The organism is Marinobacter sp. M3C, from assembly GCF_023311895.1.
Lineage (GTDB): Bacteria > Pseudomonadota > Gammaproteobacteria > Pseudomonadales > Oleiphilaceae > Marinobacter.
Window position 1 is genome coordinate 153,036 of sequence record NZ_CP092284.1, and the last position, 26,263, is coordinate 179,298.

At 54.0% G+C, this 26,263-nt stretch carries 27 protein-coding genes and 1 tRNA gene; 7 read left to right on the forward strand and 21 right to left on the reverse strand.

Annotated features, from left to right (window positions below; translation table 11 throughout):
- Positions 1-130 precede the first annotated feature (130 nt).
- Together sohB and MIH18_RS00630 are read left to right on the forward strand one after the other, a co-directional pair.
- Positions 131-1,219 carry a protease SohB gene (sohB, locus tag MIH18_RS00625; protein WP_249013620.1) on the forward strand — a complete coding sequence of 363 codons (1,089 nt, stop codon included), beginning with the start codon at positions 131-133 and terminating at the stop codon, positions 1,217-1,219.
- A 49-nt stretch (positions 1,220-1,268) separates the two neighbouring features.
- Positions 1,269-2,306 (forward strand): YhdH/YhfP family quinone oxidoreductase, encoded by a 1,038-nt coding sequence (locus tag MIH18_RS00630; RefSeq protein WP_249013621.1) that lies wholly within the window; start codon positions 1,269-1,271, stop codon positions 2,304-2,306.
- A 202-nt stretch (positions 2,307-2,508) separates the two neighbouring features.
- Here MIH18_RS00630 and MIH18_RS00635 read toward each other — a convergent pair whose 3' ends face one another.
- Together MIH18_RS00635 and metH are read right to left on the reverse strand one after the other, a co-directional pair.
- Entirely contained in the window at positions 2,509-2,751 is a 243-nt protein-coding gene (locus tag MIH18_RS00635; protein ID WP_249013622.1) for a DUF2970 domain-containing protein, read from the reverse strand.
- 91 nt (positions 2,752-2,842) lie between these two features.
- The gene (metH, locus tag MIH18_RS00640; protein ID WP_249013623.1) at positions 2,843-6,541 is read right to left on the reverse strand and encodes a methionine synthase; all 3,699 of its coding nucleotides are present in this window, start codon (positions 6,539-6,541) and stop codon (positions 2,843-2,845) included.
- 270 nt (positions 6,542-6,811) lie between these two features.
- Between metH and nfuA the strand changes: the two genes are divergently transcribed.
- Entirely contained in the window at positions 6,812-7,399 is a 588-nt protein-coding gene (gene nfuA / locus MIH18_RS00645) for a Fe-S biogenesis protein NfuA (protein ID WP_249013624.1), read from the forward strand.
- A 92-nt stretch (positions 7,400-7,491) separates the two neighbouring features.
- Here nfuA and MIH18_RS00650 read toward each other — a convergent pair whose 3' ends face one another.
- From MIH18_RS00650 to MIH18_RS00670, 5 genes are all read right to left on the reverse strand, one after another.
- Positions 7,492-7,812, reverse strand: a complete 321-nt coding sequence (locus MIH18_RS00650) for a TusE/DsrC/DsvC family sulfur relay protein (RefSeq protein WP_249014582.1) — start codon at positions 7,810-7,812, stop codon at positions 7,492-7,494.
- Between the two features lie 13 nt (positions 7,813-7,825).
- Positions 7,826-8,152, reverse strand: a complete 327-nt coding sequence (locus MIH18_RS00655; RefSeq protein ID WP_249013625.1) for a DsrH/TusB family sulfur metabolism protein — start codon at positions 8,150-8,152, stop codon at positions 7,826-7,828.
- A 75-nt stretch (positions 8,153-8,227) separates the two neighbouring features.
- A complete protein-coding gene (locus tag MIH18_RS00660; RefSeq protein ID WP_249013626.1) occupies positions 8,228-8,578 on the reverse strand; it encodes a DsrE family protein in 351 nt (116 codons plus the stop codon).
- Between the two features lie 2 nt (positions 8,579-8,580).
- Positions 8,581-8,994, reverse strand: coding sequence for a sulfurtransferase complex subunit TusD (gene tusD, locus MIH18_RS00665; protein WP_249013627.1), 414 nt, complete (start codon positions 8,992-8,994; stop codon positions 8,581-8,583).
- Between the two features lie 73 nt (positions 8,995-9,067).
- The gene (locus MIH18_RS00670; RefSeq protein ID WP_249005001.1) at positions 9,068-9,787 is read right to left on the reverse strand and encodes a Bax inhibitor-1/YccA family protein; all 720 of its coding nucleotides are present in this window, start codon (positions 9,785-9,787) and stop codon (positions 9,068-9,070) included.
- 375 nt (positions 9,788-10,162) lie between these two features.
- Between MIH18_RS00670 and MIH18_RS00675 the strand changes: the two genes are divergently transcribed.
- Both MIH18_RS00675 and MIH18_RS00680 read left to right on the forward strand, forming a co-directional pair.
- A tRNA-Ser gene (locus tag MIH18_RS00675) sits at positions 10,163-10,253 on the forward strand.
- 207 nt (positions 10,254-10,460) lie between these two features.
- On the forward strand, positions 10,461-11,222 hold the full coding sequence (locus tag MIH18_RS00680) for an SDR family oxidoreductase (RefSeq protein ID WP_249013628.1): 762 nt from the start codon (positions 10,461-10,463) through the stop codon (positions 11,220-11,222).
- Positions 11,223-11,345: 123 nt separating this feature from the next.
- Here the strand turns inward: MIH18_RS00680 and MIH18_RS00685 are convergent, their stop codons facing one another.
- The 3 genes from MIH18_RS00685 to MIH18_RS00695 all read right to left on the reverse strand — a co-directional run bounded on the left by MIH18_RS00685 (position 11,346) and on the right by MIH18_RS00695 (position 14,285).
- Positions 11,346-12,548, reverse strand: a complete 1,203-nt coding sequence (locus MIH18_RS00685) for a GPI inositol-deacylase (RefSeq protein WP_249013629.1) — start codon at positions 12,546-12,548, stop codon at positions 11,346-11,348.
- A gap of 143 nt (positions 12,549-12,691) precedes the next feature.
- Positions 12,692-13,807, reverse strand: a complete 1,116-nt coding sequence (hemH, locus tag MIH18_RS00690; RefSeq protein ID WP_249013630.1) for a ferrochelatase — start codon at positions 13,805-13,807, stop codon at positions 12,692-12,694.
- Positions 13,808-13,853: 46 nt separating this feature from the next.
- Positions 13,854-14,285: a TIGR01244 family sulfur transferase gene (locus MIH18_RS00695; protein WP_249013631.1), complete on the reverse strand. Its 432-nt coding sequence runs from the start codon at positions 14,283-14,285 to the stop codon at positions 13,854-13,856.
- Between the two features lie 158 nt (positions 14,286-14,443).
- On the opposite strand from MIH18_RS00695, the gene MIH18_RS00700 reads away from it, so the two are divergent.
- Positions 14,444-14,896 carry a phasin family protein gene (locus tag MIH18_RS00700; protein WP_249004996.1) on the forward strand — a complete coding sequence of 151 codons (453 nt, stop codon included), beginning with the start codon at positions 14,444-14,446 and terminating at the stop codon, positions 14,894-14,896.
- A gap of 44 nt (positions 14,897-14,940) precedes the next feature.
- On the opposite strand, the gene MIH18_RS00705 is transcribed toward MIH18_RS00700, so the two are convergent.
- The 10 genes from MIH18_RS00705 to MIH18_RS00750 form a co-directional block, all read right to left on the reverse strand.
- A complete protein-coding gene (locus MIH18_RS00705; protein WP_249013632.1) occupies positions 14,941-15,570 on the reverse strand; it encodes a TetR/AcrR family transcriptional regulator in 630 nt (209 codons plus the stop codon).
- 36 nt (positions 15,571-15,606) lie between these two features.
- On the reverse strand, positions 15,607-16,419 hold the full coding sequence (xthA, locus tag MIH18_RS00710; RefSeq protein ID WP_249013633.1) for an exodeoxyribonuclease III: 813 nt from the start codon (positions 16,417-16,419) through the stop codon (positions 15,607-15,609).
- Positions 16,420-16,508: 89 nt separating this feature from the next.
- A complete protein-coding gene (locus tag MIH18_RS00715; RefSeq protein ID WP_249013634.1) occupies positions 16,509-17,318 on the reverse strand; it encodes a hypothetical protein in 810 nt (269 codons plus the stop codon).
- Positions 17,315-17,836: a DUF2878 domain-containing protein gene (locus MIH18_RS00720; protein ID WP_249013635.1), complete on the reverse strand. Its 522-nt coding sequence runs from the start codon at positions 17,834-17,836 to the stop codon at positions 17,315-17,317. Before MIH18_RS00720 ends, MIH18_RS00715 begins: the two co-directional genes overlap by 4 nt.
- Entirely contained in the window at positions 17,833-19,116 is a 1,284-nt protein-coding gene (locus MIH18_RS00725; RefSeq protein WP_249013636.1) for a cyclopropane-fatty-acyl-phospholipid synthase family protein, read from the reverse strand. Before MIH18_RS00725 ends, MIH18_RS00720 begins: the two co-directional genes overlap by 4 nt.
- Positions 19,104-19,997: a DUF1365 domain-containing protein gene (locus tag MIH18_RS00730; RefSeq protein ID WP_249013637.1), complete on the reverse strand. Its 894-nt coding sequence runs from the start codon at positions 19,995-19,997 to the stop codon at positions 19,104-19,106. Before MIH18_RS00730 ends, MIH18_RS00725 begins: the two co-directional genes overlap by 13 nt.
- Before the next feature lie 15 nt (positions 19,998-20,012).
- The gene (locus MIH18_RS00735; RefSeq protein ID WP_249013638.1) at positions 20,013-21,278 is read right to left on the reverse strand and encodes an FAD-dependent oxidoreductase; all 1,266 of its coding nucleotides are present in this window, start codon (positions 21,276-21,278) and stop codon (positions 20,013-20,015) included.
- A 33-nt stretch (positions 21,279-21,311) separates the two neighbouring features.
- On the reverse strand, positions 21,312-22,106 hold the full coding sequence (locus MIH18_RS00740; RefSeq protein ID WP_249013639.1) for an SDR family NAD(P)-dependent oxidoreductase: 795 nt from the start codon (positions 22,104-22,106) through the stop codon (positions 21,312-21,314).
- Positions 22,103-22,570: a nuclear transport factor 2 family protein gene (locus tag MIH18_RS00745; protein WP_249013640.1), complete on the reverse strand. Its 468-nt coding sequence runs from the start codon at positions 22,568-22,570 to the stop codon at positions 22,103-22,105. The genes MIH18_RS00740 and MIH18_RS00745 overlap by 4 nt, the downstream gene beginning before the upstream one ends.
- Positions 22,567-23,523, reverse strand: a complete 957-nt coding sequence (locus tag MIH18_RS00750; RefSeq protein ID WP_249013641.1) for an acyl-CoA desaturase — start codon at positions 23,521-23,523, stop codon at positions 22,567-22,569. The genes MIH18_RS00745 and MIH18_RS00750 overlap by 4 nt, the downstream gene beginning before the upstream one ends.
- 40 nt (positions 23,524-23,563) lie before the next feature.
- On the opposite strand from MIH18_RS00750, the gene MIH18_RS00755 reads away from it, so the two are divergent.
- Positions 23,564-24,640: an FAD-dependent oxidoreductase gene (locus MIH18_RS00755; RefSeq protein WP_249013642.1), complete on the forward strand. Its 1,077-nt coding sequence runs from the start codon at positions 23,564-23,566 to the stop codon at positions 24,638-24,640.
- On the opposite strand, the gene MIH18_RS00760 is transcribed toward MIH18_RS00755, so the two are convergent.
- On the reverse strand, positions 24,615-26,087 hold the full coding sequence (locus MIH18_RS00760; RefSeq protein ID WP_249013643.1) for a phosphohydrolase: 1,473 nt from the start codon (positions 26,085-26,087) through the stop codon (positions 24,615-24,617). The two genes, MIH18_RS00755 and MIH18_RS00760, sit on opposite strands and share 26 nt — an antisense overlap.
- Between the last annotated feature and the right edge of the window lie 176 nt (positions 26,088-26,263).

Sequence of the window (26,263 nt, forward strand, 5' to 3'; positions counted from 1 at the left end):
CCTGACTTTATGGCCGGTGGCGACAGCTGTCAAGTGCATTCAAACGATTGTTTTAATTTATGCCCGGGTTATCACCCGATGAGCTCTGGGTTACACTTGCTTGCTTATTTTAACCTACGGGAGAAACCCTTTGGAATTCCTTGCAGACTATGGTCTTTTCCTTGCTAAGGCCGTTACCTTGGTGCTGGCTTTGGTGGTGATTATTACCCTGATTATCTCCGCTGCCCAGCGAGAGAAAAGCAGTGAACACGAAGACGGTGAACTGCGCATCCGCAAACTTAATGACAACTATCGTAAATTGCGTGAGGGCATCGAAGCGCGTTTGATGACGGACCTCGATCGCAAAGCCTTCGCCAAATTGCGTAAAAAAGAAGAGAAAGCCGAGCGCAAAGCCGAAAAGGTAAAAGCCAAAGTGAAAAGCGCAAAAAGCGACACCGCCGAGACCGCGGACGACGCAGTCAAAACACGCGTGTTTGTGCTGGATTTCGATGGTGACATAAAGGCCAGTGACACCGAGGGCCTGCGCCGTGCCATTACCGCCGTACTCAGTGTGGCTAAGCCGGAGCATGACGAAGTGGTGGTGCGCCTGGAAAGTGGCGGCGGCATGGTGCATTCCTACGGCCTGGCGGCAGCACAGCTGGACCGCATTCGCGCCAAAGGCCTGAATTTGACCGTGTGTGTAGACAAAGTAGCCGCCAGCGGTGGCTATATGATGGCCTGCGTAGCTGACCGCATTGTGGCGTCGCCGTTTGCGATTCTGGGTTCCATCGGCGTGGTGGCGCAACTGCCCAACGTGCACCGGTTGCTGAAAAAGAACAACGTAGACTTTGAGGTATTGACTGCGGGTGAGCACAAACGCACATTGACCATGTTTGGTGAAAACACCGATAAGGGCCGTCAGAAATTTCTGGCAGACCTTGAAGACATCCATCAGCTGTTCAAAGATTATGTAGGCGAACGCCGGCCCCAGTTAGACATGGCGGCGGTTGCCAACGGTGATATCTGGTTTGGTCGCCGTGCGTTAGACGTAAAGCTGATTGACGTTATACAAACCTCAGACGAGTATTTGCTGGAAGCGGCAGAACGCGCAGAGGTGGTGTCGGTGTCGTATCAACGCAAACGCACATTACCGGAAAAACTCGGGCTGGCAGCCAGTGCCGCCGTTGAGCATACGGTTTGGCGCTTGCTAAGTGTGTTTCGCAATCAGAACTTGCATTAAAAAGGCTCTGTCGTTAATGCCCTGCAGTGCCCAAAACCAGGAGTCGTCAATGAGTGAATCTAAGAGCAACCCGCAGCAGAACGGACAGACTTATCAGGCCTGGCAGGTCAGCGAGCAGGATGGCGGTTATCGCGGCTGCGAAACGACGCTGAGTACAGCCGATTTGCCGGCTGGCGAAGTGCTGATCCGGGTCAGCCACTCATCACTTAACTACAAAGACGCGTTGTCTGCCTCCGGCAATAAAGGCGTTACCCGACAGTTCCCTCACACACCCGGTATTGATGCCGCGGGTGAAGTGGTTGAGTTAGCCGCTGGTGCGCCTGCGGGTGTACTGGGTGTAGGCAGCCAGGTGCTGGTGACCGGTTACGATTTGGGCATGAACACTTCTGGCGGATTTGGCGAATACATTTGCGTGCCAGCAGCGTGGTGTATTGCCATGCCTGAGGGCTGGATGGCAAAAACCGCCATGACCTATGGCACCGCAGGGCTTACGGCCGGCCTGAGCGTTCACAAGCTGCTAACCATGGGTGCTTCACCCGCGCAGGGCAAAGTTGCTGTTTCGGGCGCCAGCGGTGCTGTAGGCAGCGTGGCGGTGGAAATTCTATCGGTTCTGGGTTTTGACGTGGTGGCCATCAGCGGAAAAACCGAGCAGGAAGACACGTTACGTACCCTGGGTGCGTCTGAAATTTTGGGCCGTGAGGCACTGGAGTTGCAAAAAAAACCGATGTTAAAACCGGTGTTTGCCAATGCGGTGGACACCGTCGGTGGCGCGCCGTTGGCCGAACTTCTCAAGCAGGTAAAACCTGGCGGATCTGTCAGTTGTTGCGGCCTGGTGGCGGGTATTGAATTGCCCACCTCTGTGCTGCCGTTTATATTGCGCGGCGTGAACTTGTTGGGTGTCGACTCGGTAGAAATTCCGCTGGCGGACAAACAAGCCATTTGGGACAAACTGGCCGGCCCCTGGCGCTGCCTGCAAACGGAAAAGTCGGCCAGGGTAATTGGCCGCAATGATCTTGCCAGCGCACTGGAAGCGTTTTTGGCGGCTAAGTCTAGCGGTAAGATTGTGCTGCAGCACGGGTTGAATTAACCCGAAAATTGGCAGATTACGCAATTCGTGCTTAACTAAGCGCAATTGTTTTCAATTAAGCACGAGGAAGCGGGTATGAGTAAATCTGTACGTAGTGATGGTTTGGTAGACGCCGTTGCGGCTGTTGTGTTGATAACACTTGCGGTCACGTTAGCGGTCATCTGGGTTTCTGGCCAATAAAACGGGTGCTGGGTTTGGGCGGTCAGGCGCTAGCCAGCACCACATTTACCAGAAGTATTAAACCGCCAATAAAAAAGGTAGTAAATAAAAGCCCGCCAATAATGTAAGCCCAAGGGCTTGGGTTGGCAAAATCTTCCTCGTGGCGCTTAGTAGACTGAACCCCCAGCGCGCCCGCAAAAATGCTCTGCATTACTTTCAATAAGCCCATCCGTGGCCGCGTTTTGTTATCAGACTGAGCTATCTCATTGTTGCTTTTTTCGCTCATAACCGGTCTCCACCGTTCACATCAGAATGTCGCCAACACCAAAGCGGTAGCGCTGCCCGGCGTGCACAGGGAGCGCGCGTTGTAAAGAGTGTTATTCCGCTGGGTCGTACGCCAGGCTGGGTTGTAACCAGCGTTCGGCTTCCGCTTTTGTTTGGCCAGTACGGTCAGCATAGTCTTCAACTTGGTCTACGCCAATGCGGCCGACGGCAAAGTATTTGGACTGCGGGTGCGAAAAGTACCAGCCAGAGACCGCGGCGGCCGGGAACATGGCGAAGTGCTCGGTTAGGGTGATGCCAGTTTTGGCGGTGGCGTCCAGCAGGGTAAACAGCGTGGCCTTTTCAATGTGATCGGGGCAGGCAGGATAACCAGGCGCAGGGCGAATGCCCTGGTAGCGCTCCTTGATCAGCGCAGCGGTGTCCATGCTCTCGTCATTAGCATAGCCCCAGAATTCTTTGCGCACACGCTCATGCAGACGCTCAGCGAAGGCTTCGGCCAGACGATCTGCCAGAGCTTTCACCATAATGGCGTTGTAGTCGTCGTTGGCGTCTCTGTACTCATTAGACATTTCTTCCGCGCCAATACCGGTGGTCACCGCAAAGCCGCCGACGTAATCAGGGTGCTCATAGTCTTTAGGCGCTATAAAATCTGACAACGCCATCATCGGCTTTCCGGGTGCTTTTTCATCCTGCTGCCGCAGATGATGCAACACCGCCAACTCTTCTGTGCGGGTCTCGTCGGTATACACCACTACGTCATCACCACGACGATTTGCCGGCCAAAAACCGGCTATACCACAAGCGGTTACACGCTTTTCATCAATCATTTTGCGAAGAATAACCTGGGCTTCGTCGAACAGAGTTTTAGCGACCGCACCGCGCTTAGGGTCGTCAAAAATCTGCGGGTATTTGCCCGACATATCCCAGGAAATAAAGAACGGTGTCCAATCAATGTAAGGCACCAGCTCATTCAGGTCATATTCTTCAAACACACGCGCGCCCAAAAAAGCCGGCTTGGGCGGCACGTAGTTGTCAAAATCGATCTCGGGTGCTCGATCACGAGCTTCCTTCAAAGACACCAGCTTGGTGCGCTCGCTTCGACTTTTTCGGCGTTCGCGGATTTCGTCGTATTCCGCCCGGGCCGCTTTTACCAGGTCCGGTTTGGCGGTTTTACTCAGCAGTTTTGAGGCCACGTTAACGCAGCGCGAGGCGTCTGACACATACAGAGCGATGTCGTTTTTATAGTGCGGTTCAATTTTCACTGCGGTGTGGGCTTTAGAGGTAGTGGCGCCGCCAATCATCAGTGGCAGATGAAAATCCAGGCGTTGCATCTCCCGCGCCACGTGCACCATTTCATCCAATGACGGCGTGATCAGCCCGCTAAGGCCAATAATGTCCACATTGTGCTCTTTCGCCGCGGCTAAAATCTTGTCGCAGGGCACCATAACGCCCATGTCGATCACTTCGTAGTTGTTGCATTGCAGCACCACGCCCACAATGTTTTTTCCGATGTCGTGCACATCGCCCTTCACCGTGGCCATCAGGATTTTGCCTTTGGCCTGTTGGTCTTCGGATTTCTCCGCCTCAATAAATGGAATCAGGTGGGCCACGGCCTGCTTCATAACACGGGCGCTTTTGACCACCTGAGGCAGGAACATTTTACCGTCGCTGAACAGGTCGCCGACCACATTCATGCCGTCCATCAACGGGCCTTCAATCACGTGGATGGGGCGATCTGCTTCTTGCCGGCAGGCTTCGGTGTCTTCAATGATGTGGCTGGTGATGCCTTTCACCAAAGCGTGTTCAAGGCGTTTTTTGACCGGCAGATCACGCCAAGCCAGATCTTCTTCCGGGGTTTTTACGCCCTGGCCTTTGAAGCGCTCGGCAAGTTCCAGCAGGCGGTCGGTAGAATCTTCGCGGCGATTCAACACCACATCTTCTACGGCTTCTTTCAGTTCCGCCTCAATGTCGTCGTAAATCACCAGTTGTCCGGGGTTGACGATGCCCATATTCAGGCCGGCTTTAATAGCGTGGTACAAGAACACCGAATGGATGGTTTCGCGCACCACGTCGTTGCCGCGGAATGAGAAAGACACGTTACTGACGCCGCCGGAAATCGAGGCGTGGGGCAGGTTGGCGCGAATCCAGCGGCAGGCGTTGATGAAATCTACCGCGTAGTTGTTGTGCTCTTCAATGCCGGTGGCAATGGCAAAAATATTCGGGTCAAAAATGATGTCGCCGGGTTTAAAACCGATGCTTACGAGCGCGTCGTAAGAGCGTTTGCAGATGTCGGTTTTACGCTTGAAGGTATCAGCCTGGCCTTGTTCATCAAACGCCATAACCACCACCGCGGCGCCGTAACGCATGCAGTCTCGGGCGCGCTTGAGGAATTCTTCCTCGCCTTCTTTCAGGCTGATGGAGTTCACCACCGCCTTGCCCTGAATACAGCGCAAACCGGCTTCGATGACTTCCCACTTGGAGGAGTCAATCATGATGGGTACGCGGCAGATGTCGGGTTCTGAAGCCACCAGGTTCAAAAAAGTGACCATCACTTCTTTGGATTCCAACATGCCTTCGTCCATGTTGATATCAATGATTTGCGCGCCATTCTCAACCTGGTCTCGGGCCACGCTTAGAGCCTCTTCGTAGCGCTCTTCTTTGATCAGGCGTAAAAAACGCTTGGAACCGGTGACGTTGGTACGCTCACCCACATTGATGAACAGGGTGTGTTCATCACCAGTAAACGGTTCAAGGCCCGACAGGCGCAGTGCAGGTTTGGGCTGTGCGATTTTTCGCGGCGGATATTTAGCGACCGCGTTAGCGATGGCTTCAATATGGTCCGGGCGCGAACCGCAGCAACCGCCGATGATGTTAAGAAAACCGTCGCGGGCAAAACCTTCGATGATGTCTGCCATTTCCTCCGGGGTCTGGTCATACTCACCAAATTCGTTGGGCAGACCGGCGTTGGGGTGGGCGCTGACATAGGTATCCGCTTTCGCGGACAACTCTTCCACGTACGGCCGCAGGGCGTCGGCGCCCAGGGCGCAGTTCAGGCCGACCGAGATGGGCTTCGCATGGGCAATGGAGTTCCAGAAAGCCTCGGTGGTCTGACCGGAAAGAGTGCGCCCGGAGGCATCGGTAATAGTGCCGGAAATCATGATTGGCAGTTCAATACCGCTGTCTTCAAAATATTGCTGGGTGGCGTAAATGGCAGCTTTAGCGTTCAGGGTGTCGAAAATGGTCTCGATTAGAATCAGGTCGCAGCCGCCTTCAACCAACCCTTCTACCGCTTCATAGTAGTTGTCCACCAGGCCCTGGAAGTCCACGTTGCGATAGCCCGGGTTATTCACCTGCGGTGAAAGCGAGGCGGTGCGCGACGTAGGGCCCACAGCGCCGGCCACAAAGCGCGGTTTCGCGGGGTTTTTGGCAGTAAACTCGTCGGCGATTTCCCGCGCCATTCGCGCGCCAGCCACGTTCAGCTCTTTGGCGATGTCTTCTAAGCCATAATCCGCTTGCGACAGACGTGAAGAGTTGAATGTGTTGGTTTCAATGATGTCTGCGCCCGCATCCATGTAATCCGCGTGAATATTGCGCATAAGCGCGGGCTGGGTCAGGTTCAGCAGGTCGTTGTTGCCCTGCAGATCGCTCGCGTAATTGGCAAATCGTTCACCCCGAAATGCCGCTTCGTCCAACTTCAGTTGCTGGATCATGGTGCCCATGCCGCCGTCCAGAATTACAATGCGTTCTTTAAGGGCTTGGTGCAGTTGTTTCAGGCGGGTGGTGCGGTCAGTCATGGGTTTCTCTTTCGTCGATTGTTTTAAAACAGGCACGGGCATTACTGGCTACTGAGCGCTGTAAAAGTGGCGCTAAAGCGTTGTCGTTAATATTCGGCGGCAAATAATAGCAAATTCAGCGCCTCTGGCGTAGTTCATACGCTGGATAATCCACACTGGAGCAATAGCGGAAAGTCATTATACCGCATAAAGACCAACCAATTTGGTTGGTCTTTCATGTTGCCGTCATCTGCCGTAAAATAGTCTCAAATTCTAAAGCGAGTTAAGAATATGTCCGTGGTAACTGTGACCGATCCCGCGCGGGATTATCTTGCGGAACTGATTTCAAAACAGGACGTTAAAGGTATGGGTGTGCGCATTTTCGTCACCCAGCCCGGCACCAAAAATGCCGAAACCTGTCTTGCTTACTGTCCGCCTAATGAAATTGTGCCGACGGACGAGCAGTTCGATCTGGAAAAGTTCACTTTGTATCTGGACCATGCTTCTGTGCCATTTTTGGAAGAAGCTTACGTGGATTATTCCAAGGATCAAATGGGCGGTCAGCTGACAATCAAGGCGCCGAACGCCAAGGTTTCCAATGTCGATGAAAACGCGCCCCTGCCAGATCGGGTGAATTACATTCTTGCGTCGGAAATCAATCCCGGCCTGGCGTCCCACGGCGGTGAAGTGTCGCTGGTTGAAATAATCGACGACTCCATCGTGGTACTGCGTTTTGGCGGCGGCTGTCAGGGCTGCTCTGCGGTTAGCCTCACGCTGAAGCAGGGTGTTGAAACCACCTTGAAAGAGCGAGTGCCGGAAATATCCGCCGTGCGCGATGTGACTGATCACACCGTGACTGAAAACGCGTACTATCAATAACAGCGTTCGCCCAACATAGGGGACAGATTTCAAATCTGTCCCCGGCTTCATGTTCGCGGCCTCAAAAATCCGTCCTCAGTTTGTCTGCCCCGCTACAAACAATTAGTAGGCCTTGGCAAACCCGCAACGCGGCAAGCGCTTTTGGCCGGAGTGCCGGGGAACAGCAGCATCAGGTAAATGCTGTTGCCTTTGTCTTCACCCAGAGCTTCTTTTACCGCCTTTACAAATAGCCGGTTTGAAGGCGGTGACATGGCGTGCTGCTGATAAAAGTTCCGTAAAAACTGCACAATTTCCCAATGAGCTGGCGACAGTTCCAGACCGTTGTCCGCGGCTATTTGCTCAGCTATCTGCGATGTCCAGCTATGGGCATCTTCCAGAAAACCTTCATTGTTACGTGTTGGCATGTTTCCCATGTTCGTCATAATCTCACCAGCTGATGATGCGTGTGGCCAAAGCGCTCAATTGCACCATTTGCTCGTAGCCTATCTGTGGTGTAGCTCCCGTCGCTTCGGTGCCCGCCCCAGATTTGGGAACCAGGCCGCGGGCGCGGGCGTCGGCGGCCAGCATGAACACCGGGCAGGGCGCCACAGCAGCAACTTCAGGCGCGCTTAACACCGCGTTTTCAATCAGCAGTACCGTGTCTGAGATGTCCAACGTTGCAAGGCACTGCGCAGCCCTGGGATGCTCCGCCGTTTTATTCAGTATGTGCAGGGTGTGAATGTGGGTGGGTAAGTCTGCAACAGACTGGTTCATAAGGTGGTCCAATGGTTTTCGCCCTAACAGGCGGTTGATCACTTCGCGAATGGGGCAGGTGTTGGTCGCCGCCCGTCAGCCGGCGAAAGTCACTTTTTCGAAGCCCTTCATGAACGCCTGGTCAGGTGCTATCAGGGTTACGCCAGCAATTATAACGTCATCTGCCAGACCGTAACGTTGGCAAGCCTGGGTATCGGCATACAGAGCCTCAACGCCAAAAATGGCCGCCGCGCCCAGATTTTGTGCTACGGACTTTTGGCCAAGGCCGTCGGGTTGCTGCCCCGTGCGAAGCCAGTTTACACCGGCACCGCTGAACAACAGAGCGCAGCTTTGGTCAAAAGCCGCAAGTGAGAACGCCATGTCCAGGCCTTCGCGCCCGCTCCAGCTGCCATAAGGCGCTTGGTCAATCACAATTAACACAGTCATGATCAGGCCCCGCTGTGAAAGTAGATGACTTTACTGCAAGTGCCGGCTTCCACCCATTCGCCCAGCCCGGTGATTTCAAACGGTGCCCTTATGTTGTGTGCGGATAACTCGTAACGCTGTTGCTCGCCGCTGTCGATGAGGCCACGGCGTAGCGCCGAGGCGACACAGGCTACGGCTGGGATCCGGTGCTCCGCCAGGAACTCAGACCACAGGCGAGGCCAGTGGGGCTCGTCAGAGGGCGGGCATATCAGGGCCGAGGCAAGGTGAACGCCATCGCCGTAGAGAAAGACACGATCAATCTGGTGGCCTGCGGCGACGGCCGCACGGGCAAAGTCCAGCGCAGTTTGAGGGGCCTGGGATGAGTAGGGGGCTCCAGTTATAACCAGTGTGTAGGTTTGAAGAGAAATGTCAGTCATGTTGGGAATCTTGTCTGAAAACAAAAACCCCGGCAAGTGCCGGGGCTTCGGGTTACGTTAAAACCAGATTAAATCAGTCGTTACCACCGAATGCGCCCAGCAGGTGCAGCAAGGCCAAAAACAGGTTGTAGATGTTCAGGTACAGCCCGGTAGTTGCCATGATGTAGTTGGTTTCGCCACCGTTAACGATACGGCTTGTGTCGTACAGAATGAAGCCTGACATCAGCAGCACGATAGCAGCGCTAAGAGCGAGGCTGAAGGCCGTTATCTCAACGCCAAACATGCTGGCTACTATGCCACCTACCATCGCGATAAGTACCACAACCAAGCCCGCGACCAACATGCCACGCATGAAGCTGAAATCTTTTTTGGTGGTCAGAACGTAGCCAGAAAGAGCGAAGAACACCAGCGCGGTTCCGCCAAGAGCCTGGGTAACAATCTGCCCGCCATTAGAGAACTGGAGGTAGTACAGCAAAGTTGGGCCGAGTGAGAGGCCAAGCAACCCGGTGAAAGCGAATACGACCGCAATACCCGCAGAGCTGTTAGCGGTGCGTGGTAACACAAACCAAATCAGCCCCAGCGCGCCAAGGCTACACATAAGGCTTGCGCCCCGACCCAGACCGATCGACATTGCAACGGCTGCCATCACCGCACTGAACGCCAGCGTCATTGCCAGCAGCGTGTAAGTGTTGCGCAGAACCTTGGTCGCTGAAGCACTGATAGGTGCGGTCGCGGACCCACGGGCAATCTTGTCGCCAGTGCTCTGCTTAACGTTGTACTGTCTGTTTTCCATTGTCATCTCCGTTTAAAGCGACTGGGTGCTTTCCAAACCAACTGTGTTATTCAAAATGGTTAAGTGCTATGTCAAAAGATTGCATACTGTAGTCTATAATAATGTCGATTTCACAACTTTCAATCATTAAGCGGTTAATTTTGTCGGGTTTTTCGGTAACTACTGTGACAATCGCAAGCTTAAAAAATTTCATTAAGTTGACGTAACGCTTGTTTAACTAATTTCGTAAATCTGGTTTAAGTCTGTCGTAGCTTTGGTCTAACTTTGGAGCTGATTTTTTCAGTTTCTAGCGCTGAATTTTGTGCAGAGCGTTGACAGAGATAAGAATTCCGGTATCATTCCTCCGGCTGTCGTTAGGCAGCAGTGGAAGAATATGGTGGGTTGGCAGAGTGGTTTAATGCAGCGGTCTTGAAAACCGCCGAAGGTTAATAGCCTTCCCGGGGTTCGAATCCCTGACCCACCGCCACTTTCTTCCCAAGCCTATATTCCCCGAAAAAAGATTCCTTTGGTCCATAATTGCGACCTATCCTATAAATACGTTTGAATTTCTGCCCTGGTTTTCTTATTTTTTCGGCTGTCTTACAGCGATGCGGTTATACACTGGACGTGAACTGGACAGATCTATTAGCCCCTGCCAGGGTATTCCGCTTATGTTTCCGAAGGAGTCTGGCCGATGTCTGATAATCGAAATGTTGCCTTGGTGACCGGTGGAGCTCATGGCATTGGCCGGGGCATAGTGGCGTATCTGCTGAAACAGAATTGGCGCGTCGCTTTTTTCGATCTGGATGACACTGCCGCGAATGATATTTCCGCAGCGTTTGGGGATCCCACTAATCTGCTTTACGTGCGCTGCAATGTGGCAGATGAGGGCGACGTCAAGTTGGCGTTGCGTCAGCTTATAAGCTGGGGAAGTCGGCTGGATGCGCTGGTGAATAACGCCGGCCTGGCCGACCCTGTGACCGGCGCGGTGGAAGATCTGTCGTTGGCGGAATGGCAGAAACGACTGGATGTAAACCTGACCGGTCCCTTTCTAATGGCGAAACACTCAGTACCGCACCTGCGCCTTACCCGGGGAGCTATCATCAACATTGCCTCTACTAGGGCTGTGCAGTCTGAAGCCAATACCGAAGCTTACGCTGCCACCAAGGGCGGATTGGTGGCCCTGACCCACGCTCTTGCTGTCAGCCTGGGGCCGAAGGTGCGAGTCAACTGCATCAGCCCGGGGTGGATAGATACCCGCGAGCCAGAGGCAGGCAAGGAACCCGAGCCCCTGAGCGCACGGGACCACGCCCAGCATCCCGCAGGCAGAGTCGGTAAACCCGACGATATCGCGGCGATGGTGCATTATCTGATTTCCCCTCAAGCCGGGTTCATCACTGGGCAAAACATCGTGGTGGATGGCGGCATGGTGCGAAAGATGATTTACGAAGAGTAGGGGTGAGGGGACAGATTTAAAGAAAGGGGACAGATTTAAAATCTGTCCCCAAATTTAAAGAAAGAGGACGGATTTGAAATCCGTCCCCGGTGTCGATGTTTTCCTGAATCTATCCCCGTTTCATCAGGCCAGCCATTCCAATATCTGGTCATGCACGACTTTGTTGTCGAGCAACGCCAGATGATTCAATTTTTCAAACACCCGGCAGTCTTCGGGGTGTATTCGCAACTTCTTCAAATCATCAGAATGATGCCCCTTTGCGCTATCCAGCCGCACCAGAAGGTCTCCCACCATGATGCTGGAAAAGTCTGTTGGGTGATCGCCAATGGTGGCGGCCAGGAAATAGTGCCGGGCGCCCTTTAGAAGCGGAACTGGCTTGCGGATGTCTGGGTGAAACTCATCCTGATCGATACCTTCCCAGTCATCGTCAAGCAAATTTCCATAGCGCAGGTCTTTGATGCCGGCGCTGGTATGTTGCGCAAGCGCAAAGGGGCTGGCGTAGCGGAACTTATGCATGATGAAGGTGAGTAAATGCCCGGCTTTGGCCAGAGCGGCGCCGTGATGGGGTGAGCCGAGGTAAAGCGCTTTTTTGACCAGATTGGTCCAGGGTAATGTTAGTTCGCTGCCATACCAGCAGGCGCTGCGGATAACCAGCCCGCCCATGCTGTGGCCAATCAGAACCATCTCTTCAACTTCGACCGGCCAGGCATCTATTAATACCTGAAGATGTTCGCTTAACTCCCTGCCGTTACTGGAAATATGCCTGCCCGTGTTGTAGTTGAGGTACAGGGGCGTGAAGCCATGGGCTCGCTGCAGTTCGATACCCAAATCCGCTTTTTCGTCGCCTTTCCAGTACTCGTGCGACAGGCACAAGCCGTGAACCAGTACCACGATGCGCGGACTGGCGTCGGGAAACATGGCGCCGACGCTTTCTGAGTCAGGTTTTAGTCTAGCGCCCTGGCTACCTCTGAAATGCATGGTAATCGCGAGGGGATTGTTACTGGCTTCGAGGTGATCACCGCAGACACCATTCAACGCAGCTCCGACTTTCTCGCTTTGTGCCGAGTGTGAGGGCTCGTCATCCGCTGAGAACCCGTCAAGGGATCGATGCAAGCCTTGTTGCAATGAAGACATGGTTGACTGGATAAACTGATATGTGTGGCCCTCCCGTTCCTTAGAGGGCACTCCTGCAACGTCACGCAGCCGGTTTAACGGGTTTATCTCGCGGACTATGGTGCGATGTGTCCGTTCGGCTATGCGGGTAACGCCACCAGCCACATCCAGAAGCAGTTGGGCCGAGCCGTGTAGCGATTTGACGGATACCATGGTGTTGGTCTCTTAGCATATGCTGAAGATTCTGACACAGGTGAAATGACGGGGACAGTTGAATAGGAGTAAGGGGGCAGATTAATAAGGGGACAGATTTGAAATCTGTCCCCGGGTATAACGGAAGCCTAGCGCTACAAACTCTACAGTTTTGTCGTTTCGTGGGGGTACACAGCTGCCTGCTGCGCATCGGCCAGGGCCTGGCGCTGAGCCAGCTGTTCCGGATTGTTCTGCGGTATTTGCCAGCCTTGAATATTCTGCTCGATCAGGGCGACCAACGCATCAATGTGTCCCTGCGTTGCGTTCAATGCCGTAACGTAATTAAACGCTTCTCCGCCGGATTCCATAAAGTATTCGCGGTTTTCTTCGTCGATTTCTTCTACCGTTTCCAGACAATCTGAAGAAAACCCCGGGCAGAATACATCCACGGATTTGACACCCTGACCGGGAAGCGACTTCAGGGTTTCGTCGGTATAGGGCTTCAGCCACTCTTCACGGCCAAATCTTGACTGGAAGGTGGTCATGTAGTCATCTTTTGCCAGGCCCAGACGCTCGGCCAGCAAGCGCGATGTTTTGTGGCATTCGCAGTGGTAAGGGTCGCCTTTGGTCAGGTATTTCTTCGGCACGCCGTGGTAAGACAGCATCAGCTTCTGTTTGCGCCCGTGCTCTGCCCAATGGGCTTCGATAAGCTCGGCCATGGCTTCAATATACGGCGGAAAATCGTGGTAGTGAGAGATAAAACGAAAATCTGGCAGCCAGCGGCGCTTGGCAAAATCTTGGGCGATGGCGTCAAAGGTGGAGGCTGACGTCGACGCGGAGTATTGCGGGTACAGGGGCAGTACCAGCATTTTGCGCACGCCTTGCCGTTGCATTTCGTCCAGTGCGCTGGCCACGGATGGGTTGCCATAGCGCATGGCAAACTCCACCACCACATTGTCGCCATAACGGGCTTTGAGCTCTTCGCTAATGGCGCTGGCCTGGTTGGCCGTGTGTATCATTAACGGCGAGCCTTCTGGCTGCCACACGCCGGCGTAGGCTTTGGCACTGCGTGACGGGCGAATGCGCAGGATAACGCCGTGCAAAATCAGCCACCATAAAGGACGGGGCACTTCCACTACGCGAGGGTCCCACAGAAATTCCCCCAGATAGCGCCGCAGCGCCGAGGGGGTTGGGGCATCGGGTGTTCCCAAATTGGTAACCAGCACGCCCAGGCGTTCCGGCTGGTTGTGGCGGAAGTTTTCGGAACCTTTAAATTGCATGAATGAATCCTGACTGATTGCCTGTGCGATTGGGGGTGTCGGCTTATTAGCGCTTTTTCTGAGCCTGCTGAGCCAGCCGCGGCGCAATTCCGCTGATGTCGTAGCCAGCGCTTCGGGCCTTTTCGAATATTTCCTTTGCCGGGGTCTCACCAGCCGAACTGAGCGCCCACAGAACAGTACAGCGAGTTCCGGAACGGCAGAAAGCCAGTACGGGGGCGTCGGCTGTGTGGATCATTTCGCCAAAGCGTTCCACGTCATCATCGCTGATGTCGCCAGAGGCTACCGGCATGTATACCCACTTTAGGCCATGTTCACTCGCGGCTTTTTCGATGTCCGCCATAAGCGGCTGGCCAGGTTCTTCGCCATCCGGGCGATTGGCGACCAGGGTTTTGAAACCCAGGCCAGCTATGGCGGGTAAGTCGGCTATCTGAATCTGAGGTGCTACCGAAATACGGTCATTAATTTTTCTGAGGTCCATCGCTTTATCTCCCGGAATCGAGTTTGGAAACAAGCCCACATAATCGCATACCGCGGCGAACATGCAAAAGAAAGCCTCCACTGCAATCGGGCGCCGGCTGTAATACAATGGGAGCCTTGCTGTAACTCGCGCTTCGGCGCCTGCCTGGAGGTTTTGCCATGACCGATGAACACGACAAAGATACGGACGCGGACGCCCAACTGCCGGACAAAATAAAGGATTCCGATGCCCAACTGCCGGGCAGAATAAAGGATTCGGCACGACAGATCTGGTTGGCAGGGTTAGGCGCCTTCAACAAGGCCGAAGAAGATACAGGTCGTTTTTTCGAACGCCTGGTGCAGGAAGGCGAACAGATGGAAAACCGCACCCGCGGTGTGGTCGAGAAACAACTGAAGTCGGTGGAAGACCGGGTAGAGGGCGTACGTGAGCGCGCCACAGGCACCTGGGATAAGCTCGAGCATTTGTTCGATCAGCGGGTATCTGGCGCTCTGCGTCGCCTGGGGATGTATCGGCAGGAAGACGTCATGACGTTGGAAAAGCGGGTTGAGCGTCTGGAAGCAGAACTCGATCGCCTGAAGAAATTAACGCCGGGCTATAATGAGGAAGAGTGACACTCTCACCAGAGCGCCACTGTTTTATAGAGAGCCCCACTGTTTTATAGATAGCTTCTGCTGATCAGCAAAGCCTGCTCTTTTTCTTCTTCGGCCAGGTAAGGCAACATCAGGCACATGGTCTGGTATACGCCGCGACCGGGGTCCACCGCATTACGATCATCAAGATGTGAAAGCGTATCAAAACTGCTCCAATAACATGTGGTTAGCGTTAACTGGTCACATAAAGTCGCTAACTCTTCGGTGCCGATGGTCATAAACCCCTGGGCGCTGAAGCTGGTGCAGATGGTGTGGAACGCGGTGTTTTTCAGCTTCAATATTTTGCGAAATTTCGGCTGTAGCCGGGGATGGCGCGACAGCACATTGACAAGATCCTGATACAGAAAACGGTAGCGGGCGACCGCTTCGAACAGCAGGTGCAAAAAGAAATTTTGCTGGTCCAGGCTTATGCTGACGTCTGCAGGCACCGCCAGCAGGTCGTGCATCTGAAGCTCGAAGCCGTCAAACAGTTCACTGACAATGTCGCTTTTGTTGTTGAAGTGGTAGTAAAGGTTGCCCGGGCTGATGTCCAGTTCATCGGATATCAGCAGCGTGGTTACATTCGGCTCACCCAAGGCGTTGAATAACGCCAGGCTGGTATCGAGAATGCGATCGCGAGTTTTGATCTTTGCCATAACGCGCGACCACCTCCTTGGTTGGCGAAGAAAGAATCAGAGCGTGAATCTAGCCCATACCGGAGCGTGATCAGAAGGGCGATCCATCGCCCGAACATCATAGCTGACGCCGGCGCTTTTCGCCTGGGGCAGCAAGTTGTCGCTGGCCATGATCAAATCAATGCGCAGCCCGCGTTTCGGCTCGCGATCGAAACCTTTGCTGCGGTAGTCAAACCAGCTGAACGTATCCGCTTCGTGGGGGTGAAGGTGGCGGAACACATCGGTATAGCCACGGCTTTCAACTTCACCCAGCCATTGGCGTTCCTCTGGCAGAAAACTGCACTTACCGCTACGCAGCCAGCGCTTGGCGTTATCTGCGCCGATGCCGATATCTTTGTCAGTCGGGGAGATGTTCACATCGCCCATCACCACCACTTTGGTGTTGCGCAGCTTCAATTCATCCAGGTAGCTCATCAGATCTGCATAGAACTTCTGCTTTGCTGGAAACTTCACCGGGTGATCGCGACTTTCGCCTTGGGGAAAGTAGCCGTTGATAATGGTCAAGGTTTCACCATTCACAGTGAAGTCTGCGGTAATCAGTCGGCGCTGGGCGTTGTCCAGGTCGTCAGGAAAGCCTTTGTATACCGCGTCGGGCTCTATTTTTGACATAAGCGCCACGCCGTAATGGGTTTTTTGGCCGTGAAAATGCACGTGGTAACCCAGCGCTTCAATGTCTGCCAGCGGAAAATCTTCATCGCTGACTTTTGTTTCCTGCAAGCCAATAAAATCCGGCTCCAGCTGCTCAATAACCGCGGCAAGTTGATGCAGGCGTGTACGAATGCTGTTGACGTTGAATGACACAAACATCATGGGGGACAGTTCTCCGGCACAAGTTTAATGGAAGTTTAACACATTGAAACCGCGAGGGAATGGCGCTTGGTTTTCGCTTGGGGAATGGCCTACGATGCCAGCAGCGGACAGGGGGGGTATTCCGTTACGTTATAGACGATATCCGCTTGAATATTTTCTTGCTGGTTGCGACGGATATTGGTCAGGCCGGAATAGTGGGTTAGGGCACCTTGCTGGTTATAGCCAAGCAAAATGGGTTCCACTAACAATCGTAGAAACAGGCTGGTCGGGCGAATCTGAATCAGATGATCGGCGCGAATGCGGTCGCTGTCGCTCTTATTATTGGTCGGCTCCATTACAAAACCATAGTAACTGCCGCGGGTTGGCGCCAGAAACTCGAAGTTTACAGAGCCGCCCTCAACCACGGTCTGCCAGTTTTGTCGGACCAGATTGTCAAAGCCAGCATCCACCACCAGGCTGTTACTACTGTCTAGGCGAAACTGTTCAATTTCTTGGGCGGGTGCTTGCCATTCGATAGCAACACTCCCTGAATCATAGCGGACTGTCAGGCGCTCGTTGAATCGGGGTTGAACGAACTCCATTTCAGGGCGCAACAGACTGGGCGGGTCGCCGCGGTCATAGCGAAGCTGCTTGGAAGCGAACGGGGTATCAGAGCTGGCGTCAAAATATTCAACGCTGTGGCTCTGCGGTTTGAACTGATTACCGAGGCAGACGCCCTGTATTGTATGTTGTTCGCGGTAAAGCTCGCTGCCAGCGTTTGTGCTGCCCAGGGGGCGAGCGCTGCCGGTGAAGCGGAACTCAGCGCTGGCGTCGGCCATAGCAGGCGCCCAGACCAACGTTGCAGCAAGGGCAGCCGTCGCACACAACCCAAGTTTTGACTTAGCTTGGCGGGCGTTCATGGCGCAAGCCTTGGGTATAGAAAGTCGCGCAGAGCCAGCAGAGCCGGAAACAGCACCAGCCATCCCACGGCCAGCGCCAGTAAAGACGGCAGCAAATTGGGTAGGGTCACGGCTCCTAGTGCGCTGGCGGACCAGTAAGCAAAAGGCCCGGCAATGGGCACTATCAGGAACATCAGTAGCCGGTTGCGGCCTAGCCACTTCAGGGAATGATTAAGCGAGGTCATAAAAATTGCCCAAAGCGCAATCAGCCAGGGCGGCGTTATGACAGCAGCGCCACTGGTGTCGGCAAGAATGCCGGTGCGCAGCCACAGGCCATCCAGTAAAGAACCTGCCAGAGTACCTATAACAATAAATTTCAGTTCGTCCATTTTGTACTGGCTGACCAGAACAAAATGCAGCGTCAAGAATATCGCCACAATGGCTAGCGCCCAGGCTTGCGACAGCATAACGCAAGCCAGCCAACCAAGCTCGAACATGATGAAATTCAGAATGTTACGATAGGTTTGTGAGGCAATCATACGCTATGAATCGGTGCATGTTTGTGGCCGGGTTTCGCCATCACAATTTGCGCTACGCCAATGGCCCGTTCACTGAACCCCGCTTCGCAATACGCAAAATAGAAATGCCAAAGGCGCTGAAATGCGTCGTCATAGCCCCGTTGGTGAAGATTTTGGCTGTGAGCCTGGAAGCGCTGACACCAGTCATTAAGAGTGCGGGCGTAGTGAAACCCTAAGTCTTCAACGTGGGCAAGCACCAGGTCCGTTTGCTCGCGCACGGCGCCCACCATGGCTCCGAACGATGGAATAAAGCTGCCGGGGAAGATGTAGCGCTGGATGAAATCAACGTTTTTTAAGGCTCGCTGATAACGCTGTTCAGGCATGTTGATGGCTTGTATAAGCGCAAGGCCTTCAGGTTTTAACAACTGGCTGATTTGGCCGAAGTAACTGGGCAGAAACTGTGGGCCAACGGCTTCAATCATTTCAATAGACACCAGTTTGTCGTACTGGCCGCTTAGGACGCGGTAGTCATCAAATAGCAATGTAATGCGGTCTTGCAGGCCTTCTGCTTCAACCCTTTGTTTTGCCAGCGCCAGTTGTTCAGCCGAAATGGTGGTGGTGGTCACGTGGCAGCCGTAATGCTTGGCAGCGTGGATAGCGAAACCGCCCCAACCAGTACCGATTTCAAGGACTTGGTCGCTAGGTTTGAGTTCCAGCTTGCGGCAGATAACATTGAGTTTATAGGCTGACGCTTCGTCCAGAGTACTTTCCGGCGCCTGATAGATGGCCGACGAATACATCAGGGAAGGGTCTAGAAACAGCTCGAACAGGTCATTGCCGAGATCGTAATGGGCACTGATATTTTTACGCGATCCTTCTGGCGTATTGCGATTAAGCCAATGCAGGCCTTTCAGGGTGGGCTTCGTTACCCAGCTGAAACGGTCTTCAAATCGATTCATCAAATCAATGTTGCGGCTGAAAAAACGCAGCAGGTACACCAGGTTCGGGGAGTTCCAGTCGCCGGCTACATAGGCTTCAGCTGCCCCTATGCTGCCGCCGGTGAGTAGATCGCGCCAGGTGCTGTGATTGTGGATGACCAACTCGGCAACAGGGTAAGCGCTGTTGCCGTCTCCTACGGTGACATCGCTGGCGCCGGCTTCACGAATAACCAGTGTGCCTTGTTGCAGGCGGGTCAGCTGCTGCATTACCAGTGAACGCGCCACCCGGCTCGCCATTGAAGAAGGCTGCCGCGCGGCTGTTATTTTCGCCGAAACCGCTGAGGACGTATTCATATTCTCCATGAGCTTACCTTTCCACTTTTTCCTTGAGATTGATCATTGGATTGCTCTGATACAAGATCCAAGCCGCAATCCTCTTGCCCCAGCCTGAACGCCGGGTCGTTGGGTTCCAACTTGTCCGGATGGGTGTAAAACGGTGCACCTTTCAGTTTCAGTTTCAGCGCATGCCAATATATTCTGGCGCTGACTTTTAATGCTTCCAGCGGAAACTGGCGCAAGCTGGTATGCAGTATCTTACGACTGAGCGGCTTCCGTTGGACCACTAGGGTGGCATCAAATTGACGGGCATTCTCTTCCATCACGCTCATGTGAACGCGCAATTGCGGCCCACGAAAGCTGAAGGTCCAGCGGTAACTCTGATGCATACCGTTGAACGGTGACACGTGGAAGCGTTTTTCGAACTCGAATTGCTCGCTGCGCCAGCCGGCTTTGTTGGCCGCGTGTCCAACGGTTTCAAGGCAGTATGCGTGGCGGTCATGCCAGGGGGTGTTGGTAATCTGCGCGATAATTACCCGCGGTACTGCGCCGGTTGCAGGGTTATCACCCTTGGTGTAACAGAAATAGAAGCTGACCGGATTGAACACATAACCAAAGTAGCGCGGGTGGGTGATCAGCTCGATTTTGCCATCGGGGGTCCAGCCTGTCGCCTCACAAACATAGTCCCGCAGTGCCTGGCCTAAACGGCCGTGGTCTGGCTTGAAGTAGTCTTTCCGATACAACGACAGCCAGTTAAACCGTTCCACCGAAAACAACGGGCTAACCGTGGTGGCCAACTGCCAGTTGTCAACATCCAGTGCCAGCATACCGGTGTGGTAGCTGAACTCATGGTGCACTGGGTTTTGGCGCCGGTGGCGTATGCTGCCTTCCAGCCAATCACTGCTCATGGCGATTACTCATGGTCAGAGCTCCACACCAAAGGCACGGGTTACCCGCAACGCGCTGTTTACGCCGTCTTCGTGGAAGCCATTAAACCAGTAGGCGCCGCAAAAGTGGCTACGGTTTTGGTTGCCAATATCATTGTAGCGTTTTTGCGCCGCAACAGCCTCCAGAGTGAACACCGGGTGGGCGTATTCGAACTTTTTGATAACCTTGTCGGGCGCTATGTCGTGGCTACGATTCAAGGTAACGCAAAAAGTCTCTTCCGCGCTGTGGAAATTCTGTAGAATATTCATGTTGTAGGTTACCGAAACCGGCTCGTGACTGCTCGCAGGAATCAGGTAATTCCACGCCGCCCACGCCCGGCGATTTGACGGCAGCACACTGGCGTCTGTATGCAACACCACATCGTTATTCTGGTACGCGATGGCGCCAAGGATCTGTTGTTCAGATTCGGTGGGCTGTGCCAGCATGGCCAGCGCCTGGTCGCTGTGGCAGGCAAATACAACCTGGTCAAAACGTTGCTCGTCGCCCGTGCACACCACGGTAACCCCGTCTGCGTCACGTTCCACTCGTTGTACCGGGCTATTCAATCGCAGCCGGCCGTCCAGGCGTTCCATCATTTTGCCCACGTATTGCGCAGAACCGCCGGTTATCACTCGCCAGGTTGGCCTGTCATCAACCGACAACATGCCGTGATTACTGAAAAATTGCAGAAAGAAACGTATTGGGAACTTCTCAAGTACCACTTCGGGCGCCGACCAAATGGCGGACCCCATAGGCACGATGTAGAAATGTCGGAAGTATGCCGAGTAGCCGTTACGGTCCAGGTAGCTACCCAGGGTTTCGCTGTCGTCGATGCTTTGATCGGCCAACTGCTGCTGGGTTTCCTTGTTGAAGCGCAAGATTTCGCGAATCATTTTGAGGAATCGAGGGTTTAGCAGGTTGCGGCGCTGGGCAAACAGGGTGTTGAGGTTCGTGCCGTTGTACTGCAGGCCCGTGCGGCGGCTGTCGACACTGAAACTCATGTTGCTAACTTCTGACGCAACGCCTAACCGATCCATCAGTTTGATGAAGTTCGGGTAGGTCCAGTCGTTGTATACAATAAATCCGGTGTTTACCGGCCAGAAACGACCTCCCAAGGAGACTCGCTCGGTATTGGTGTGACCTCCGGCGTAATCCGCTGCCTCGAAAACTTCGATGTCGTGGTGTTCTGCCAGCAGCCAGGCTGCTGTGAGGCCAGACACACCGGCACCAATGACAGCAATTCGCTGACGCTGAAAACTCATTAAATATTCGCCTTATGCCAAGATTATGTCAGATTATTTGGACGCTTTAGCGGCTGATTGCCGCGCCATGGCGGCTGCCATTCGGTCAATAACAGGTTGTGGCATTGCGCCCAAAACCTTCATTGCCCAAGTGAACCGTTTGGGAAAGGCAATATCGCGATGGCCTTTCTGCAAACCGCTGACAATGCGCTCTGCGGCTTGTTCGGCGGTTACAATAAAGGGCATAGGAAAGTCATTGAGGTCGGTCAGGGGCGTTTTCACAAAGCCGGGCGATACCACGACGACATCAATGCCTTCTGGTGCCAAATCGGCTCGCAGGCAATGGGCCAAATAGCTGAGGGCCGCCTTAGAAGCACCATAGCCTTCTGCCCGCGTGAACGGCAGCCACCAGGCTGACGAACTCACGATGACCAGAGTTGCCGGCTCGCCTTTGGCGCGAGCCCGGCGCAGCGCAGGTAATGCGATGTCCAGGCTGCGGGCGGTTCCCATCACATTCGTTATGATGTTGTTACCAATAACGTCGCTGCTGTAGTTGGCAATGTCGACGTAGTCACAGGTACCTGCGTTCAAAATAGCCATGTTTAGCGGACCGTGGCTTTCTAAAATCGGCGCAATTGTAACCAGATCATCGCTACTGGTGGTGTCGGCGGCAGCAACGCTGATGCGTTCTGAAGCCAATTGTTGCAGGCTTTGCAGTGGCTCCGGGCGGCGGCCGGTAAGCACCAGCTTGTGGCCGTCAGCCACAAGCGCACGGGTGAGCGCCTCACCAATGCCGGAGCTGGCGCCTGTGAGCCAGATATTACTGCTTTTTTGAAGCACGTTTTTCATCCGGCGTGCTCCTTGATTTTGCGAATAATACCGCCCAGCAGTGGCAAATTTTCATAGAGCATCTGGCCGGCATCAAAGTAATCGCGATGATAATTCACTTTGCCACCCTCAATGTGCAAGTGGCTAATGCCTTCCACTTGAATTTCTTTGCCCCCATTGATGCGCTTGTGGCGCAGGTACATAGTCCAGGGCAGGGTAACGGTGCCTTCGTCAACGGCTTCTTGACCAAATGCAAAGTGACAGGCGATGACGTTCTGGTAAGAGCCCGCAAAATAGCGAGTCAGAGCGTCCAGGCCATTGACTTCGCCCAGAGGATCTTTGAAGTGGATATGTTCGCCATAAACTCCGGCGAGCTTATTCAGGTTGCCTTTGTCTAATGTATTAAACAGCTCTCGAAAGCGATTAATAACGTGAGGCGTTGCCGCATGTTGTGAGCCGACCTCGACTGTTGACGCGATGGTCATGACTGCATCCTCCTAATGGAATCTAACTTGCGGGTTTCTTCCTGAACGTTTTTCGGAATTGGGTTCAAATCCCAGATAATGCCCAGTCGGGCCATTAACCACAGGCCATACCAGGTAATGTCAATTTCGTACCAGCGAAAACCCTGGCGTACAGACTGCGGCCAGCGATGGTGGTTGTTGTGCCAACCCTCACCTAAAGTAAGCAAGGCCAGCCAAAAGTTGTTGCGGCTGTCGTCGCCGGTTTCAAAACGCCGCTTGCCCCACACATGAGAGAGTGAGTTGATAGATACCGTGGCGTGAAACAACACCATCGTAGAAATGAAGAAGCCCCAAACCAACAACTGAAGGCCATTCGTTCCCAGCCCGGGCGCCCAAGCTGCCAAACCTTCACCAATGCCGTAAATAATCAGCGCTGCGATAGCCGGCACCAGAGCGTCAAACCGATTGATAAAAAGCAACTCGGGGAATTTCAACCAATCCCGTACTTTGCGTTCGTTCATCGCAAAACCGGCGTCACACGTAAACCACCCCGCATGGGCCCACCAAAAACCGCCTTGGTGGGGCGAGTGCAAGTCTTTCTCCTGGTCTGAATGCTGGTGATGATGGCGGTGATGTGCCGCCCACCAAAGGGGCCCGCGCTGTGCCGAACTGGCACCCAGTACCCCAAAAACAAATTGGGCTTTTCTACTTGTTTTGAACGTTTTGTGGGCGAAGTAGCGGTGATAAAACCCGGTAATCGCAAACATTCGCAGCCAGAAAAATGCCAGCGCGAACATCACAGCAAACGTGCTGGTGCCGGTAAAATATACCAGCAGGCATGCCAGATGCAGGGCAATAAATGGTATAACCCGAATCAGGTTGAACGCCCGTGAATCACTGTCGAGGTTGTCCGCGCCCGCGTCGGAATCAAACCATCGAACGATATTTAAGAACCAATGTCGAACTGGGGTCATACCCTTTAAGCCTTTAATTACTGATGGAAGCTGCAACACTATGTACCAGAACAACTCTTCTGACGGAACCGTAAGCGCTGTTAACGACACTATACGCTCTGTTGCCATTGTTGGTTCAGGCGTGGCGGGGTTGACCGCAGGCGTTTTGCTACAGGCTCAAGGTCACAATGTGACCCTGTTCGAGAAAAGCCGAGGCCCCGGTGGCCGACTATCTGCAAAACGGGTTGCCGGAACATCTGTGGACATGGGCGGCCAGTATTTTACAGTGCGGAATCCGAATTTTCTGCCGTTTCTACGCCAGCATGCCGGCGAGCAAACCGTTGTTCCCTGGCAAGGGCAGCTTGGCTATCAGCAGGATAACGGTGACTGGTCAGAATTTCCCGCCGAGCCGCGTTACGTAGGGGCGCCCAGAATGACCGCCATTAGCCGGGGTTTATCCAAAGGCTTGAATGTTCAGGCACACACCCGGGTAGCAAGGCTAAACCGTGACTCACAGGTTAAGAAATGGCATCTGCAGGACGCTGATGGCCAGAATCTGGGTGCATTTGACCAAGTTATCATCACCGCTCCGCCGGCCCAGGCCCGTGAGCTGCTGGCAGACAGCAGCGCGGCGCAACTTGCCACGGAACTGAACACGGCGGTGTCACAGATTTTGCCATGTTGGGCGGTAGCCGTGAAGTTCAGCACGAACCCCTGGCCGCGCTTCCAGGGTGCCCGAGTCGCTAATTCACCCCTGTTCTGGGTAGCGGATAACACCAGCAAGCCGGGTCGCGAGAACGTATCTGATGAACCTGCTACGGCGCATTGGTGGGTGCTGCATGCAACTCCCGAATGGACAAACGCCCACGTGGATGACGCCCCCCAGCAAGTGGTAGACGCTTTAATGGCGGCCTTTGCCGAGTTGAGTGGAAACGCTGAGCCGGCGCTTGAAACCTTAACCCACCGCTGGCTGTATGCCCGTTCGGATGCCGGTGGCGAACCTCAGCCTGGCCACCTCTGGTTCCCCAGCGAGCAATTGGGATTGGCCGGCGATTGGCTGTCAGGGGGGCGTATCGAAGGCGCTTATAACAGCGCCGTAGGCCTTGTGAATGCTATCGGTGGATCGGAGCAGGCGTAAACGGCCGTGTGTAAAAATGGGTGATGATGCCGTCGCCAAACTTACTGAAAAAGGCGCTGACGTCGGTGATTTTCTGCAGTGACCGGCGTCGGTTGACGGGGTTGCGCATAAGCACCTTTATGCCGTTGAAATTATCCTGAATATTGGAAAAACGTGCATACATCGAACAGGTCACTACATTGGCCGGGTTTAGCGCCAGCTGCCCAGCCAGCCAGTGGCTGTGTTGGGCGATGGCGTCTGGGTTCAGATCTTCCCGGGTATCCAGGTGTTGCAGCTTTACCCGGTTCACGATGCAGAATGAAAAGCTTTCCGGCTGGCGCCGCGCCACTTTACGAAACGCTTCCCAAAAAAAGTTGTCCGTTAGTTCGGCAAACCACTGCATATTGCTCAGGCACGTATCAATCCAGTGGAAACTTTCTTCGTCATCCAATACTTCGTTGATGGCCTCGCGCAGCAGCCAGTCAAAACCCAGCGCTGTTTTGTGGGCATACACCTTGCGGTACATCTGATAACGGCTGTAAACGAAATCCTCCAGCGCGCCCAGGCCTTTCTGGGTGATGGCCAGTCCCAGCCAGGGCTCGTGAGGGTTCCAGCCAAAGCGCAGGTTGCTCAACAGGTGGTCCAGATTGAAGCCGCCAATGGTGACAGACGAGTGAAAACCGTCTCGCAGCATGTAATCGGCCCTGTCAGCATCGATTTCGCCGGATACGATAGACGACAGCAGGTTCATGACCATCCCCGGAATATCGTCTTCCACAATCGCGCCGCCGTGAGCATCGGCCCCGGCGATAAATTCCCAGAAAGTCACTGCGTGCTTGCAGAAAGTGGGGCTTGGCTTTACCTCTGTGGTTTCCATAATGCCGATAACGTCGACCGCGTTCAGCCCGGCGGCGGCCAGATCTGTAGCCCACAGCACATCGTGGGCCACGCGCACAGAATAATGCTCGTGCTCCAGTTCCTCCGGTGGCTGCGGGTGGTACTGGGTAAAGTCCACATCGGCCCACAAATCCTCAAATCTTCCGGGCCGCGACATCAGTTCGCGAATGTGCCGGGCCTGGGTGAACTGGTGAGAAAAACTGGAGTGGCCGCTGTCGTGAAGTAGGCAGCCCAAGCGAATGGTCTTGGCCAGGTAGTCGATAGCGTCAAGTTGGCTTAGGGTCAGGTCGTTTTGTTCACTGAGTTGGCGCTCGCGCAGATAGGCGTCGATCATCGCACGAAACATGCGTGTGCCCACGTGCATCACGCCGATGCTGTGCAAAAATCGCGAGTGGGTGGCGCCGGGAAACACCAAGCTGAGAATGTCGTTCTGGCAGATATTGCGCAGGCGCTGGAACAGCGGGTGGTCTATAACCTGTATTTCATGGCGGTACAGGGGGATGGCCCCGTGAACCGGGTCCATAATCAGTTTGTCGTAGGCTCCGAGCAAGTCGTTTACGGCGCGCCTCATGATCGGCTTTCCCTAAAATTGATGATACTCTTGGTTACGTAATAGTTACGTAATAGTTACGTAATAGTTTCGTAATGGTTTTGTAATGATCTCATACCGGTTTTATACTGGTTGTTATATCACAGAGGAGTGCCAGAATAAGCCTTGTCCTCTCTGTTTTCCGCTTCTCGTCAGTC